Raw genomic sequence first — 15,600 nt, forward strand, 5'->3', positions numbered from 1 at the left:
CGGCTGGTATTTTGAACCAAGCCGCTTTTCTTGTCTATTTCAGGGCTGAACGAACCCGTTCAGCTTTTCTTCATTTTGGGAACCATGGGAAAAATTTATTTGTCCTTTTAGTATAGGCTGCGAAATCATCGCGGCCTGCATATTTCTTTTCAAGTAACGGAACACCTGATACGAACAACAACAGTAATGTCATGATGATTGGACTGATGATCATATACAGGCTGCCCAATCCATCCAGCGCTACGATAAAAATGCCCCACCACATCGCAGACTCACCAAAGTAATTCGGGTGCCGCGTGTACTGCCAGAGGCCCTCCATCATCAGCTTGCCCTTGTTGCTAGGGTCCGATTTAAAACGCTTAAGTTGTGCGTCTCCGATCGTTTCAAACAGAAAACCGACGATCCATAAGCCAATGCCGACAAAATGAAACGGCGCCAATTCTTGCTCTGTCGAAGTATTCGTGACGATGATCGGCAAAGATACGATAAAGGCCAGCACGCCTTGCAGAACAAAGACATGCGCGTAAGCCTTCAATCGCACCATAGAGGTCCCCCATCGCTTCCGCATATTGATGTAACGGTAATCTTCAGGTTTGTTCCAATTCCGGACGGTGATGTACAAAAAGAGCCGCAAAGCCCAGACTGCCACCATTGTCAACAGTACGACCGCCCGCAAACCGATGACGTCGGAATTCAGGAATGTTACGATTGCGACCAACAGGAAGGCCGGTCCCCAAAAACTGTCCACAATCGAATTATTATCAAGATATTGCGCGACTATGAATATGATTGAAAATAAGATCCATAGTACTAGAGCACTTAACAGAAAAGCATTCATCTATGATTCCTCCTCACACATATAAGAAATCGCCACAGTGCCGACACCGGCACTCATTCCGACGATTGTAGAAATGTTCATGATATATTCAGGTTCCTTGCCAAGTAAGGCGACGCTGCGCTTACGATAGGCTTCAGCTTTTTCGGGATTATTGGCATGCACGATCGCATATCTCGAAATCTGCTCCTGTGCATTTACCTTTTCCAGCAAACGGAATAGCTTCTTTTCATTCCCTTTCTCGCTGAACGCCTTCTCAGCTATCGATCCTTTGCCTTCTGCATCGATGGACACAACAGGTTTGAGATTGATTGTCATCGCAGCTAACCCGGAAACTTTACTTAACCGTCCGGATCTCACCATGTATTTTAAGTTGTTCACGCTGACGAAGATATTTGTACGGTCCCTCAAGCGTTCAATCGCTCCAACGATTTCATCAAAAGGCGTTTCCGCCGCGATCATTTCTGCCGCTTTCATGACAAGCAATCCTTCCGCACCGGAATTCCGCTTCGAATCGATCACGGCAATTTTTTTCCCTTCATGCAGTTTTTTCGAGACAGCATTTTGGAACACGCTGTTGGTTCCGCTCTGCTCTTTCGCGACAGTCAAAATGATGACTTTGTCGTAATGAGAGAGCACAGTGTCAAGATATTTCTCTACAACAATCGGATTCGGCTGTGAACTCTTCGGGTATTCGATGGCTTCTTCCAACAAAGGGTAGAAAAGTTCTGGCGTCATCGTCACCTTGTCGAGATAGGAGGTGTTGTCAAAATTCAGGTTGAGCGGCAGCATGTGCACTTGATAGCGATCGAGCATTTCCAGCGGAAGGTCCGCGATCGAGTCCGTGATCAGTGCAGTGTCGTATTTCCGGTCAAAGGCTGATTCGTTCTGTCTTACCATATCATCCGCCTTCTGCTGTAGGATTATGCCTTTTTTGCGCAAAACCTGGAATACTTGTTCCGGCGCATTGGCGTGGATATGGATTCTAGCTTTGTGGTTATTGCCTGCCACAATCAAGGAATCACCATACAGTGCCAGTTCCGCTCTGAGTGCTTCCAGATCAATCGAAGCCGCTGACAACAGTGCTTCGGTACAGTAGCGATGGCGTATCTCCCCTTGACTATGGATCAATTCCTCATTGAAAGCAAGATCTTCCGGCTCATCGCTGACCTCCAAGTCCACCTTTCCGGTGCGCAAAAATGTTGCAAATCCTTGCAGAAAGTAGACAAACCCCTTCGCGCCGGAATCGACGACTTTGGAGTCCTGAAGCACTTTCAAACGAGAAGTTGTCGCTTCCAAAGATTTGTTGGCCGTGAACATCGATTTTGAAAACAATTCGGAGAAGTTAGCCGAAAGGTCTTTATGGCTGTACACTGCATCCGCCCATTCCCGGATGACGGTGATGATTGTCCCTTCCACCGGATCGGAAATCGCCTGATAGGCATAAGGAACCGCATTTTTGACCGTTTCTGCAAATGAAGGGATGGTTATCGTCTCCTCATCCATCAGACTGAGAAAAATCCCGTTGATGTATTGCGCAATGATGATACCGGAATTCCCCCTGGCACCCGTCAAAGCAGCATCGGCTATACTGTTCATGGTTTCCTTAACGGATCCGGAGATTCTCGCATCCAAGATGATCGCATGCATGGTTGAAGAAAGGTTGCTGCCAGTGTCCCCGTCAGCGACCGGAAACACATTGATTTCATTCAGGCTATTTTTGTTTTTTATGACCTCCTGTGCACCCGACACAAAAGAATAGTAAAGATTTTCGCTGTCCAATTTTGAAATATCCATTGGTCTTCCTCCATCCGATCTTAGGCTTTTTTTGTTGCTCAAAGAAATCTTTGTGCCACAACATATGTGATGCCTGCAGTTGCAGCGTTCAAAAACGTTCCCCAGGCCAAATCAATTAGGGTGATCGTAATCGGCCAATCTTTCAAAGTGGCCAGATTGGTCAAATCATACGTTGCATACGCGATCAACCCGAAAAAACCGCCAGCCAAAATGGCATATTGCAAACTTCCTTTCAAAAGCGCTGGATGAATCACGAAAAATACGAGTCCACCTATGAACAATAGATAGAAGATTATTGCTGCTACCCAATTGACATTCGGAGCCATGAGGTGACCCAAATACTTGCTGTAAATATTTTTGGATAACACGCCCAACCAGACAATATCCACTAAAAAAAACACAAAAAATGTCAAGAAATACAATTTGATGCTGTCCATCATTTCTTCCTCCCTTTTCGTTACCCGCCGTTGTTTCAGCTTCCGATTCTTTCTGTCAAAATGCCGTCTTTCATTACATAAACTTTATCACAATAGTCTATCAAACGCTCATCATGCGTCACCATGATGGTGGCCTTTTTCTTCAGCTTTGTTTCCCTCGCCAAAATTTCCACCACTTCGAAAGCCTTTTGCGTATCCAAACTGGCTGTCGGTTCATCCGCAAGAATGACAGCAGGGTCGTGGTAGAGGGCACGGGCGATGGCGACTCGTTGCCTCTGGCCGCCAGAGAGGTCACTCGGAAATTTATTTTTCAATTCGAAGATACCTAATTCTTTCAATAAGTCATCCCGTTTTTGTTTATCCACTTTGCTACGTTCGACTTTATTGGCCAAATGCAATTGATCCTGGACAGTCAGAAACGGGACCAGGTTGGAGGCTTGGAGTATGAATCCGATCTCCTCGAACCGTAATTTTGCTCGTTTTTTCTCGCTCACATCACTGAATGGATTGCCGTTGATCAGCACCTGCCCTTCGGAAGGCGACTGCAATCCACCTGTAATGGTCAAAAATGTACTTTTACCCGATCCACTCGGCCCGATGATTGCGACAAATTCTCCGGCTTCAACAGCAAGATTGGTTGACTTCAATGCGTCTATCCTCAATTCGCCTTCCCCGAATGAACGGGATACATCTATCAATTCGATTAATTTCATATGCTCACTCCTATCCGATTGCTTTCAATGGATCTATTTTGACTACTGCTCTTACTGAAAATGCGCCGCCGACCATGGCCATGATGACCAACAAGGCCGCAATGATGCCCAGGAAATTGAGGTTCGTTTGGTAGGGGACAGCTGCCGGCAACACCATAGCCGTTGCGCCCGTCAACAATAACCCGATGCCGACTCCCATAGCAGCCAATAAAAACGTTTGGATGACGACCGATTTTGCGATATAACCGCTCGAAATCCCTTGCGCTTTCATCACACCGAACATACTGGTTTTCTGCATAGTCAACACATAGATGAAGATCCCGATCACGACGGCAGCGATGACGATCAGAAAGCCGATCATCAGTCCAAACGTCAACACTTGCGCAGTGTAGCCTGGAATTTCACTGATGTAGTCAGCTATCGAATAGATTTTCAAGTCCGTGCTTCCTGTATCCACATCCGCGATGGAATCACCTTTGTCCCGAACAACGATAGCACTGACGCGTCCTTCATCCGATTCATCGATTTGTTCAAAGCGGACTTCCTGATAAGAATTGACCGTTGTATAAAGCACCGGTGCGACGCTGAATCTGGCATCTTCCGTAAATCCGACAACCGTAACTTCTTTGTCGGAGCCCGCGAGCTGCAGGACATCTCCCAACTCGATGCCCTCTTCTTCCTTCAGACTGATGTCGGCGACAACCTCATCATCGTTTTCGAAGGGTTCCCCTTCGATCACTTCTGGCATCAGAAATTGATCCGCTTCGATTCCGAAGAACGTCGTATCGATCTTGGCATCATCACCTGATATCCCTTTTTTGTTGACGACATTCGGCGCGATTCCGATTACCGCAGCCTCATCCGCCGCAACTTCATTGATCGCACCTTTCGGAAGCATGGACATGTTGATGTTTGTATTTGATTCGTCTGTCAGAATGATGCCGTCCGCATCCCACTTATCTACGCTGGTTCTATTGTCCTGGGCCAAACCATAGGCAAGACCCACCAAAAAGAACACCAAGTAGGACACCAACACCATGACGCCGATGATCAGCGAAAACCTTGTTTTTGCGTGCTTAATTTCTTTCCAAGCTAAGAACATTGTTGCAACTCCTTCATTTCTTCAATTTTTTTCTATAGTTGGCGAAAATATCTTGATGCCTCAAACAGGATGTCTGTCCATTCCTAGCCTGCATCGTCATCTGCCTGATTCATCGCGTTATTCAGTATTTTCAACTGTTTCATCAAAAATAAGCCATCGACGCCATCGAGGTTACAGGCATTCACTTCGGATAAAATAGCTAAATGGATTGTTCTCTTAGAAGTGATGCTTTTTTTACTCAATGATATGATTGTAGCGCGCTTATCCACAAGGGACGATTCTTTCGTGAGCCAACCTTGTTTCTCGAGACGATTCAAGATTGGATTTAATGTTCCGATACCCATCCCTAAACGCTCCCCAATGTTTTTGATCAATACTTTGTCTTCATCCCATAGAGCAAGTAAAACGAGGTACTGTGGGAATGTCAAATGGAATTCTTTCAAAGCACGGTTATACATTTTGCCAAAGGCATTTGCAGTCCGATAAACCTCGAAACAAAGCTGATCCTCAAGCGGCCTTTCAAAAATAGATTCCTCCATCTTGATACCGCCTCCTTTCCGAATGATTCTCATTACTTAATATATATCTTACAAGATATATATTAAGCGATAGAATCCGGAAAGTAAAACAATCGGCCTTGGAAGTGCGCATAGGTGAAGCCAGCCCTGAATCACAATATTTTGATAGTAAAAAAAGGACTCAGAGCGGATGCCCTGAATCCTTTAAGCGGATTGCAATAACTTTGTTGTTTATTTTGTAGCTGCTAAACGGTTGTTGACTTCATCCCAGTTCACAAGGTTCCAGAATGCTTTGATGTACTCAGGACGGACGTTTTTGTAGTTCAAGTAGTAAGCATGTTCCCATACATCAAGACCTAAAATTGGCGTTTTGCCTTCGCTGATCGGTGAATCTTGGTTTGGTGTGGATGTGATTTCCAATTTACCATCGGAAACTACTAGCCAAGCCCAACCGGATCCGAAACGACCAACTGCTGCTGCTGCGAATTTTTCTTTCATAGCATCAAAGCTGCCGAATGCTTCTTCGATTCCGTCCTTAACAGCTCCTGTAGGTTCTCCACCTGCATTAGGCGCCAAAACCGTCCAGAATAAGCTGTGGTTTGCATGTCCGCCGCCGTTGTTGCGGACAGCCGTACGGATGTCCTCCGGAACGCTGTTCAAATCAGCCAATAATTCTTCGATCGTTTTTTCAGCCAACTCAGGGTGTTTCTCCAAAGCTGCGTTCACATTCGTAATGTAGGTATTATGATGTTTTTCATGATGCAAATGCATCGTTTCCTCATCAATATATGGTGTCAAAGCGTCGTACGCATAAGGTAATGCCGGTAATGTAAAAGCCATGTTAAATTCCTCCTAAATGGTTTAGTTATTTCTGACTGATTTCACTGTATCATCAATTGCTCACTTAATCAAAAATAATGCCTCGAAGCCGTAGCAATTTTTGATTGCTAAATGAATCTATTTTCGATAGACTGGATAAGTATGATGCAGAAAGCGGTGATCACAATCTCAATCGTCAGTTTAGTCAAAGACAGTTTTATGGATCCAAAGCAATTGTTGGGTGCCAAGACATTAAAAAAGGGCTCTGCCTTTTTACTCTTCATCTTGCTCTCATTGACCGTCAGCATCCCCCTGTTTCTGGATGGGTATGCCACGCTGCAAAAGTTTTCGGCTGATGCAGGCTTGATAGCGGACAAAATACCTTCATTCACTATTTCGGACAGCGAATTGCAGTTGGAGAATCCCACAGAAAAAGGTTTCATTTATAAAACCGACACAGTCCTGTTGGCTTTCGATAGTCAGGAAGTTTACACGCTGAGAGAAATCGAAAAAGAAATGTCCTCCCCTGTTTTGATTTTGAGCCTCGTATTTTCAAAGGATGCCTTCACGCTCTACGCTCAAGATGTCCCATTCAGGTTGCCCTATGCGCAGTCAGATGACCTCACGGACCAGTCGTTCAAAAAGTTGCTGCGCAATTTTTCCAGCGACCAGCTTTTTTCCGGCGTGATCATGCTAATGTTCAGTCTTTTCATTTCTTCGTTCAGTGTGCTTCTGACGCTGTTGATAATCGCGCTGTTCGCGAATGTGTTGACAGGATTCATGCGAAAGAAACTTCCTTTCCGCGAAATACTGAAGATGGCGCTGATAGCCTCCGTAGTCCCGTTAGTTTTCTTTAGTCTATTGAACGGATTCGGCCTCTACCCGATGATTCAGGATGAAGCGATTGCTCTCATCGGTATGTTCTATTTCTACAAAGCCCTTAAAGAATAGCACGGCAAACCGTAATTATTCAGTAACATCCGGTTCCTGCCCAAAAAGAGGCCGCAGCACATGATCGAAAGATCATCTTGCTGCGGCCTCTTTTCTTATCTTTTACCCGTGGTTGCGGGTTTGGCTTGCTCTTCTTTTGCGTTTCTGTTGGCTGGCGATATTTTCTTTCAATTTGCGTTTGTAGCCAGGCTTCACTTGTTTCTTAGCCTTGTTTACCATACCGCGGATGCGGTGATCGGGTTCCAATTGACTCGGAGCGTTTCTCATCTCACGGCGTTTTCTTTCGTACGTTTCGACAAGTTGATCTTTTTCGATAGCGACCGGTTTGAAAACAACACCGTACTTCTCCAAATCGTCGATTGCCTTTTCCTCACCTGGTGCGTACAAAGTGATCGCAGTTCCTTTTAAGTTGCTGCGTCCCGTTCTGCCCGTACGGTGTACGAAAAATTCCATGTCCTTCGGCAATTCATAGTTGATGACGTGTGAAACGCCTTCGATATCGATGCCGCGTGCCGCTAAATCGGTAGCCACCATGAATTGGTACTCCATATTATGGACTCTTCTCATGATGCGTTTGCGTTCACGAGCCGGCACATCGCCATGCAAGACAGCTGGCTGAATGCCACGTTGTCTCAGTCCATCAGCAATTTCCTCGACATTTTGTTTTGTATTGGCAAAAATCAATGCCAGATACGGTTCTCCCATTGTCAACACTTGGTACAGAACATCAATTTTTGCATGGCCTTTAGTGGACAGTAACAGATTATCGATCGCCGGAGCAATGATATGTTCCGGTTTCAACTGGACAACGACAGGGTTTTCGACGTATTTCTTCAAGAAGCCCTTCAGTTTTTCTGGGATCGTAGCGGAGAATACCAGCATCTGCAGTTTCTCCGGCAAACGGCCGGCAATCTGATCGACATCATGCAGGAAGCCTAGATCCAGCGTCATATCCGCCTCGTCAATGACCATCTTTTTAGCTGTATGGATCTTCAGTGCCTGCTCATTGATCAGGTCAAGGATCCTGCCGGGAGTTCCGATGACGATATGCGGTTGGTTGTTGACCAGTTTGGACATTTGACGTTTTTTGTCTGTGCCGCCTACGTAGCTGACGATACGGATTTCTTCGGGAGCATTTGAGACCAGCTGACTGGCTGTTTGATACAGTTGTTCAGCTAGCTCACGGCTAGGTGAAGTGATGACAACTTGGACTTCATTTTTTGTTGGATCGATGTCATTTATCAGGGGCAGCAAAAAGCTATGGCTTTTCCCTGTTCCTGTCTGCGATTGACCAATCACGCTCTTGCCTGTTCGAATGATCGGGATAATTTGTTTTTGGATATCGGTCGGTTCTTTGAAATTCAATTTGCTGATTGCCTCCAGCAAAAATGGCTTCAATTGAAAGTCTTTAAATTCCACGTTTACACCTCTTGTTTTTCTTCTGCGTATTTTATGCCTTTCCATTATAACACATGCGCAAGTTTTAAACCTTAATTTCAAATAAGAATTTGAAAATCCAACGCGTAAATTTATTCGCAATATATCTATACAAGCAAGCGGAAGCACCCCGCCAAAGATACCGTCAACATGAAAACAGACGCTTTCTTTCATTGCCAACCGTATATGATAATAGTATAATGATATAATGAATAGAATCTAATCATAATAAAAAGGGGGGCATGTAATGATTACCCAAAATACTGCTCTGTTCACTATTTTCGGAGCAACTGGTGATTTGGCTCACCGTAAACTGTATCCATCATTATTTCGCTTATACAAAAAAGGATTTATTAAAGATAATTTTGCCGTTATCGGAACAGCGCGACGGGATTGGTCCGATGAACATTTCCGTGAAGTGGTCTTGGATTCCATCAAAGATTTGACTGAGGATAAGGAAGAAGCTGTTTCTTTCGCAACCCATTTCTATTACATCGCCCACAACGTCAACGACTCGGAACACTACGTCAAATTGAAGGTCTTGTCCGAATCCTTGGATGCCAAGTATTCGCTGGCAGGAAACCGTATTTTCTATCTGGCGATGTCTCCTGAATTTTTCGGTATCATTGCCGAAAAACTGAAAGAACAAAAACTGATTACAGAAGACGGATTTAACCGTTTGATCATCGAGAAGCCATTCGGGCGCGATTTCGTATCCGCGGATGAGCTGAACACTAAGTTGCGCAAATCGTTTGACGAGAACCAAATCTTCCGCATCGATCATTATTTGGGCAAAGAAATGGTGCAGAACATCTCTGCCGTCCGTTTCTCCAATATGATTTTCGAATCGCTGTGGAACAACAAGTACATCGACAATGTTCAGATCACCCTCTCCGAGACTGTTGGCGTGGAAGAACGCGGTGCTTATTACGACAACAATGGCGCTTTGCGCGATATGGTGCAAAATCATATCCTTCAGATCGTTGCCTTGTTGGTTATGGAACCGCCACTTTCCTTGCAAGGCGAAGATGTCCGTTCCGAGAAAATTAAAGCTCTTCGTTCCCTGCGTCTGTACAACACACCAGAAGAGGTCAACCGCAACTTTATCCGGGCCCAGTACGCCGGAAACCCTGCAAAAGCGTTGCAAGCCTACCGGGAGGAACCTAACGTCACCCCTGATTCATCAACAGAAACCTTTGTGGCCGGTAAAATATTAGTCGATAATTTCCGTTGGAAAGGCGTTCCTTTCTACATCCGGACTGGAAAACAAATGGCTTCAAAAGAAACATACATCCATATCCAGTTCAAACACGTCTCGATGAATATCTTCCCTACAGAAGGCGTCGACGAAATCGCTGAACCGAATGTACTGACGATCCATGTTTCTCCGCTCGAAGGCTTCTCCTTACGCTTGAATGCCAAGCGTGTCGGCCAAGGAACTGAGATGAAAAATATTCGCATGCATCACATCTACGATGAGGAAACGCAAGCAAACAGCCCTGAAGCATATGAACGCCTCTTATTGGATTGCCTGAACGGCGATCCGACAAACTTTTCCCACTGGGATGAAGTCGCACAATCTTGGCACTTCGTCGATGAAATACGCAAAGTTTGGGACGCCCAAGAAGATTGCTCGGATACCCTTTTCGCGTATGAGAGCCACTCGATGGGTCCAAAAGAAAGTGACACGTTGCTTGAGCAGGACGGATTCCACTGGACTGAATTCAACTGGAGTCAAAGTTACAAAGAAAAACAGGAAAACGAATAAAACTAAAAAGCCGTACAAAAGCGAAACTGACGCTTTTGTACGGCTTTTTTTGATTCAAGTCCGCTTCATTAATGCGTATTCTGCCATTCAATCGCCAATTCTTCCAATTCCAAAATGATGTCGTTTATTTCCGACTCATCCTTTGCGTTCGCTCCACTCGCAAGTGGGTGGCCGCCCCCGCCGTGCTGTTTGGCGACCTCATTGATGATTGGACCTTTTGAGCGCAATCTGCAACGATAGGTACCGTTCGGTTGCTCGACAAAAATCCCCCAACATAAAACGCCCTCTACGGTACCCGGCAATGGGACAACTGGAGCAGTATCGCTGTCGACCGCACCGAATTTCCCAAGGATTTCTTGGGAGAGGATGATGCTGGCAACCCCAACATCATTGATTGTCAAACTCTGCAGGACGAACCCTGACAAATTGGCCGTTTTCAAAGAATTTGTGTTCATCATTTGACTGATATCCGACGCGGAAAAATCAAACTGCATCAGTTTGGAGGCTATTTCCATGGTCACTGCTGTAGTCGCCGGATAAAGGAATCTGCCGGTATCACCGACGATACCGGCATACAAAAGTCTCGCCGCTGCGGTGTTCATCGGCAACTTGTCCCCAGTTGAAAAAGCAATCTTTGCGATGATTTCGCTGCTGCTGCTGGCTTGCGTCTCCACAAGGCAAATATCACCGTAGGGATCTTCATTCGGATGATGATCGATTTTGATCAGATAATCCCCTTTGACAAAACGTTTGTCGCTGACTCTGGGCTGATTTGCGGTGTCCGTGACAATCACCAAAGCACCTTCATAGGCCTCATCCGGTATGCTGTCCATGCTGCCGAGGTAGGAAAGGCTGTCTTCATTTTCGCCGACAACGAATACTTTTTTCTCAGGATAGGCTTGCCTGATTAAGTTGGCAAGGCCGTTCTGAGACCCCAACGCATCCGGATCCGGACGCAGGTGCCGATGGATGATGATGGTGGCATACTCTTGAATTTTACTGACTATATCTGCATAAATCGGATTTCCCACTTACTTACCTCCTAGGATTTTTCCATCAGTTGGCAAATGACGATCGCTTTGCTGACCAGTGAATTTTCTAAATAGACTTCGACATCCAATTTGGATGATCTTCTGCCCAATTCCAATATTTTTGAACGTATCTCAATGATGCTGTCTATCTGGATCATCTTCAATTGATAGATGTCCATCTGCTCGATGACAGCATTCCGTTTCTGTAAGGTATACAAGATTTTCTTGGTTGTGCTCGCCAAAACTTCGCTCAGCACTCCGAACGACACAGTCCCCAGACTGTTCGTCATTTGTGGTGTGATTCTGAAGCGATAAGCGGGTAAGCTGTCTCCTTCTTCCGAGCTGGTCAAGGATAGGTTTTCTACAACTTGGTCCTCGATTGTGTTGCCGACTTGCGGCTGACGCTGCGCAAGCTGCATGGCCTTCATGACATCTTGGCGCGAAATGATGCCCAGCAACTGCAGGTTATCTTTCACTACAGGCATCACTTCCAAGCCATCCCAGATCATCCGGTGCGCCACACTCGCTACACTCATGTGCGTTTTTGCGACTATCGGATCCCGGGTCATTACCCGCTCAAGTGAAAGCGTGTCTGCTTTGCCCAGGATGTCCTTCGCTGTGATGATGCCCACAAGGCGCATATTGTGATTGACGATTGGGAAACGTGAGTGGGTACTTTCGGTATTGAGATTACGGTATTGGAAAACGGTGTCGTCCAACGAGAGAAATTTTGTCTCATCTATCGGGGTGTAGATATCCTCCACTAACATAATTTCTTTTTTGATCAGTTGATCCGTCATGGCGCGGTTGATCATTGTCGCTACGGTAAAGGTGTCATAGGTCGTGCGCAGTATTGGCATTTCGACCTGATCAGCCAAATGGACGATACCATCATCCGTATCGAACCCACCCGTAATCAGGACAGCAGCGCCTTTCTCCAATGCGAATTCCTGGATATCATTCCGGTTACCGACGATCATAAGCGATCCGGGTGAAATGTATCGCTCCATCGCTTCGCGTTGCATAGCACCTATGATGAATTTGCTCAGCGTCTTGTCCAGGCCTTTCTTGCCCCCCAAAATATCCCCATCGATGATTTTGCAGATTTGGCCGAAAGTCAGTGTTTCGATATTCTCTTTCGACTTGCGTTCGATCCGAATGGTGCCTACCCTCTCAATGGTTGAAACCAATCCGATATTCTCGGCATCTTTGATGGCGCGGTAAGCCGTCCCTTCAGACATGTTCAAATTTTTAGCTATCGTACGGACGGAAAGCTTTTCTCCGACCGGCAGCGTTTCGATGTATTGAATGATTTGCTCGTGTTTCGTTGCCATAGTGCACTCCCTTGCTTTCATTATTATATTGAAATAAAATCTCCCGGTTGCATGATGAGGCCGACTCCATCATCCAGAAGGGATAGAAAATCATTCGGATCTTGCTTGATCAACGGAAACGTGTTGTAGTGGATCGGAACCGCCATTCGAGGTTCCAAAAACGTCACAGCTTTGGCGGCGTCTTTTGGTCCCATCGTGTAGTTGTCTCCGATCGGCAGAAATGCCACATCGATTGGGTAATCTTCCCCTATCAATTTCATATCGGAAAACAGCGCTGTATCGCCCGCATGATAAATCGTTTTCCCTTCAACGTTCAGGAGGATGCCGGTTGCCAACCCAAATGTGTAAGGCAGACCATCGACAGTCATTGCCGACCCATGGATAGCCTGAGTAAGTTTGACATACCCGAATTCGAACTGGTGACCGCCACCCGGTTGCATGCCATGTGTACGGAATCCTTTCGCGGCAAAATAGCCCGCCAGTTCAACAGTCGAAATAATCAGCGGATTTGTTCTGCGTGCGATCCTTTCTGTATCACCGACATGATCACCGTGTGCATGTGTCAACAGGATCACATCGCAAAGTACCGTGTCCGGATTCAGGTCGCTCAGTGGGTTTCCTGACAGGAACGGATCGATCAGCAGATGCTTTTGTTCCGCTGTTTCGATGCATACGCAGGATTGCCCGTGAAAAGATATCCTCATGCGATTCCTCACCTTTCTCTTTGACAAAAAACTGTATTATTCAGTATTCATCGTATCATGAAACAGTTTATTAGTACAACTAAAAGCGAGCGCTATTAGTTTGTTCTGCATACATTAAAAGGCCTTCCGCATAGAAGGCCTTTTTAACGGATTATTCATCATCCTAAAGCGACGTCAAGAATCATCATGACTGAGAAGCCTACCATAAGTCCCATCGTGGCGATATCGCTGTTGCCGTTCGTTTGCGACTCCGGTATCAGTTCTTCGACGACAACAAAAATCATGGCCCCAGCAGCGAACGCAAGCGCGTACGGCAAAATCGCACTCATCGATATGACGGCGGCTGCCCCGATGACTGCCGCAATCGGCTCAACGATGGCAGAAAGCTGGCCGTAATTGAAGGCCTTCATCCTGCTGTTACCATCAGCCCGGATTGGCATAGACAAGGCCGACCCTTCAGGTATGTTCTGGATGCCGATACCGATTGCCAGACCGATGGCACTCATTAACGTATTATCCTCGGATATGCCGGCTGCCACCGCACCAAAACCGACCCCGACTGCCAAGCCTTCGGGAATGTTATGGATTGTGATTGCAAGGAACAACAACAGATTGCGGGAAGCCTGTGTCTGCGGGCCTTCCCGGTGTTCCATCGGTTCACCCAAGTGCAGATGGGGGACGATTCTATCCGTCATGCGCAGGAACACGCCACCCAGCAAAAAACCGATTGCCGCCGGAACCCATGACAAGCCACCGTAGCCGCTCTCTTCGGCATGGGAAATGGATGGAGCCAACAATGACCAGAACGATGCCGCTATCATGACCCCGGCAGCGAAGCCGCTCATGACATCAAGAACTTTGCGATTTACGGATTTGAAGAAAAATACAAATGAGGCACCTACGATGGTACAACCCCAAGTGAATAATCCCGCTATGAATGCTTGCATAATAGGATTTAACTGACTGAATGACTCTAACATGATTTTTATCTCCCCTTTATAATGAAATAATGAATGATTTCTATAGATGCGTCGTGTCCCATAATGGCAACTGAATGTTCTCATAATGGATTGGGTCGAGCTGTGTGACGGTTATCCCTAATAAACGTACGTGCCGTTCTATCGTGCCGTGGTCCAACCACAGTTCCCAGGCATGACGGAAAATATCCTCTGCTTGGGAAAAATGATCGACACGGGTCTTTCTTCTGGTTATGGTATCGAAATCAGCGTAGCGGATCTTCAATACAATCGACCGACCGTGCAACTTATTGGTGTGCAGGGCTACTTGGACAGCCAGAGCGATTTGTTTCAGTTCCATTCTGACCTGTTCCTCATCAGTCAGGAATTGTGTAAAGGTGTGTTCTTTCCCGACTGACTTCCTTTCTCTTTCAGGCTCCACAGCTCGGTTGTCAATGCCTCTGATCCGTTGATAGAGGATATATCCGTGCTTCCCGAATCGTGAAAGCAATTCACTTTGATCAAAAAGATAGAGATCCTCTCCGGAATGGATGCCCAACAGTTTCATCTTTTCGACTGTCTTCTTGCCGACACCATAAAACTTTTCGATTGGCAGTCCCCGCAAAAAGTGGGCTGCATCATTTGGTGTGATCACAGTCATGCCAGCCGGTTTCTGGAAGTCGGAAGCAATCTTTGCAATGAATTTATTGTAGGAAACACCGGCCGAACAAGTCAGACCCGTTTCCTGCCAGACTTTTCTTTGGATTTGTCGGGCAATCATTGTCGCACTGGACAGATTCTGCTTATTCTTGGTGACATCCAAATAGGCTTCATCAAGCGACAAAGGTTCTATCAAATCGGTATAGCGCGCGAATATCCCCCTGATCTGTTGGGAAACAGTCTTGTAATGGCTCATGCGCGGAGGAATGAAGATGGCATCCGGGCAGAGTTCAAAAGCTTTCTGCGCACTCATCGCCGAATGGATGCCGAATTTCCTGGCGGCATAATTGGCTGTAGTCACAACCCCCTTGCGCCCCGTATCTCTCGGATGATTCGCAATGACGATCGGTTTACCGCGATGTTCCGAATGATCCCTTTCTTCGATTGAAGCGTAGAAGGCATCCATATCCACGTGGATGATTTTTCTGCTTTTATCATTTTCGGGTTCCTTGAAGGTCAAGATCCCAATCTGCATACT

General features: G+C 46.1%; 15 protein-coding genes. 2 read left to right on the top strand and 13 right to left on the bottom strand.

Features of this window, described 5'->3' with window-relative positions; translation table 11 throughout:
- Nucleotides 1–70: 70 nt before the first annotated feature.
- The 7 genes from WBM30_RS09010 to WBM30_RS09040 all read right to left on the bottom strand — a co-directional run bounded on the left by WBM30_RS09010 (nt 71) and on the right by WBM30_RS09040 (nt 6,242).
- Nucleotides 71–838: a DUF1295 domain-containing protein gene (locus WBM30_RS09010; protein ID WP_424900406.1), complete on the bottom strand. Its 768-nt coding sequence runs from the start codon at nt 836–838 to the stop codon at nt 71–73.
- Nucleotides 839–2,632, bottom strand: a complete 1,794-nt coding sequence (locus WBM30_RS09015; protein ID WP_424900407.1) for a DAK2 domain-containing protein — start codon at nt 2,630–2,632, stop codon at nt 839–841. It abuts the gene before it with no gap.
- 38 nt (nt 2,633–2,670) lie between these two features.
- Nucleotides 2,671–3,069, bottom strand: coding sequence for a DUF2177 family protein (locus tag WBM30_RS09020; RefSeq protein ID WP_424900408.1), 399 nt, complete (start codon nt 3,067–3,069; stop codon nt 2,671–2,673).
- 35 nt (nt 3,070–3,104) lie between these two features.
- Nucleotides 3,105–3,782, bottom strand: a complete 678-nt coding sequence (locus tag WBM30_RS09025) for an ABC transporter ATP-binding protein (RefSeq protein WP_424900409.1) — start codon at nt 3,780–3,782, stop codon at nt 3,105–3,107.
- Nucleotides 3,783–3,792: 10 nt separating this feature from the next.
- Nucleotides 3,793–4,884: an ABC transporter permease gene (locus WBM30_RS09030; RefSeq protein WP_424900410.1), complete on the bottom strand. Its 1,092-nt coding sequence runs from the start codon at nt 4,882–4,884 to the stop codon at nt 3,793–3,795.
- Between the two features lie 83 nt (nt 4,885–4,967).
- A complete protein-coding gene (locus tag WBM30_RS09035) occupies nt 4,968–5,423 on the bottom strand; it encodes a MarR family winged helix-turn-helix transcriptional regulator (protein WP_424900411.1) in 456 nt (151 codons plus the stop codon).
- A 210-nt stretch (nt 5,424–5,633) separates the two neighbouring features.
- The gene (locus WBM30_RS09040) at nt 5,634–6,242 is read right to left on the bottom strand and encodes a superoxide dismutase (protein WP_424900412.1); all 609 of its coding nucleotides are present in this window, start codon (nt 6,240–6,242) and stop codon (nt 5,634–5,636) included.
- A gap of 141 nt (nt 6,243–6,383) precedes the next feature.
- Here WBM30_RS09040 and WBM30_RS09045 point away from each other — a divergent pair, with 141 nt between their 5' ends.
- Nucleotides 6,384–7,172, top strand: a complete 789-nt coding sequence (locus tag WBM30_RS09045) for a DUF1189 family protein (RefSeq protein WP_424900413.1) — start codon at nt 6,384–6,386, stop codon at nt 7,170–7,172.
- 102 nt (nt 7,173–7,274) lie between these two features.
- Here WBM30_RS09045 and WBM30_RS09050 read toward each other — a convergent pair whose 3' ends face one another.
- A complete protein-coding gene (locus WBM30_RS09050) occupies nt 7,275–8,591 on the bottom strand; it encodes a DEAD/DEAH box helicase (protein ID WP_424900414.1) in 1,317 nt (438 codons plus the stop codon).
- A gap of 265 nt (nt 8,592–8,856) precedes the next feature.
- Between WBM30_RS09050 and zwf the strand changes: the two genes are divergently transcribed.
- Nucleotides 8,857–10,377: a glucose-6-phosphate dehydrogenase gene (zwf, locus tag WBM30_RS09055; RefSeq protein ID WP_424900415.1), complete on the top strand. Its 1,521-nt coding sequence runs from the start codon at nt 8,857–8,859 to the stop codon at nt 10,375–10,377.
- A 68-nt stretch (nt 10,378–10,445) separates the two neighbouring features.
- Here zwf and WBM30_RS09060 read toward each other — a convergent pair whose 3' ends face one another.
- The 5 genes from WBM30_RS09060 to dinB all read right to left on the bottom strand — a co-directional run bounded on the left by WBM30_RS09060 (nt 10,446) and on the right by dinB (nt 15,597).
- A complete protein-coding gene (locus tag WBM30_RS09060) occupies nt 10,446–11,408 on the bottom strand; it encodes a DHH family phosphoesterase (RefSeq protein ID WP_424900416.1) in 963 nt (320 codons plus the stop codon).
- Between the two features lie 11 nt (nt 11,409–11,419).
- Nucleotides 11,420–12,742 carry a DRTGG domain-containing protein gene (locus WBM30_RS09065; protein WP_424900417.1) on the bottom strand — a complete coding sequence of 441 codons (1,323 nt, stop codon included), beginning with the start codon at nt 12,740–12,742 and terminating at the stop codon, nt 11,420–11,422.
- 23 nt (nt 12,743–12,765) lie between these two features.
- Complete coding sequence (locus tag WBM30_RS09070) at nt 12,766–13,446, bottom strand: metal-dependent hydrolase (RefSeq protein WP_424900418.1); 681 nt, start codon at nt 13,444–13,446, stop codon at nt 12,766–12,768.
- Nucleotides 13,447–13,604: 158 nt separating this feature from the next.
- On the bottom strand, nt 13,605–14,426 hold the full coding sequence (locus tag WBM30_RS09075) for a ZIP family metal transporter (protein WP_424900419.1): 822 nt from the start codon (nt 14,424–14,426) through the stop codon (nt 13,605–13,607).
- A 40-nt stretch (nt 14,427–14,466) separates the two neighbouring features.
- Nucleotides 14,467–15,597, bottom strand: coding sequence for a DNA polymerase IV (dinB, locus tag WBM30_RS09080; protein WP_424900420.1), 1,131 nt, complete (start codon nt 15,595–15,597; stop codon nt 14,467–14,469).
- Nucleotides 15,598–15,600 lie beyond the last annotated feature (3 nt).

It is taken from the genome of Trichococcus sp. (assembly GCF_049684335.1).
Classification (GTDB): domain Bacteria; phylum Bacillota; class Bacilli; order Lactobacillales; family Aerococcaceae; genus Trichococcus.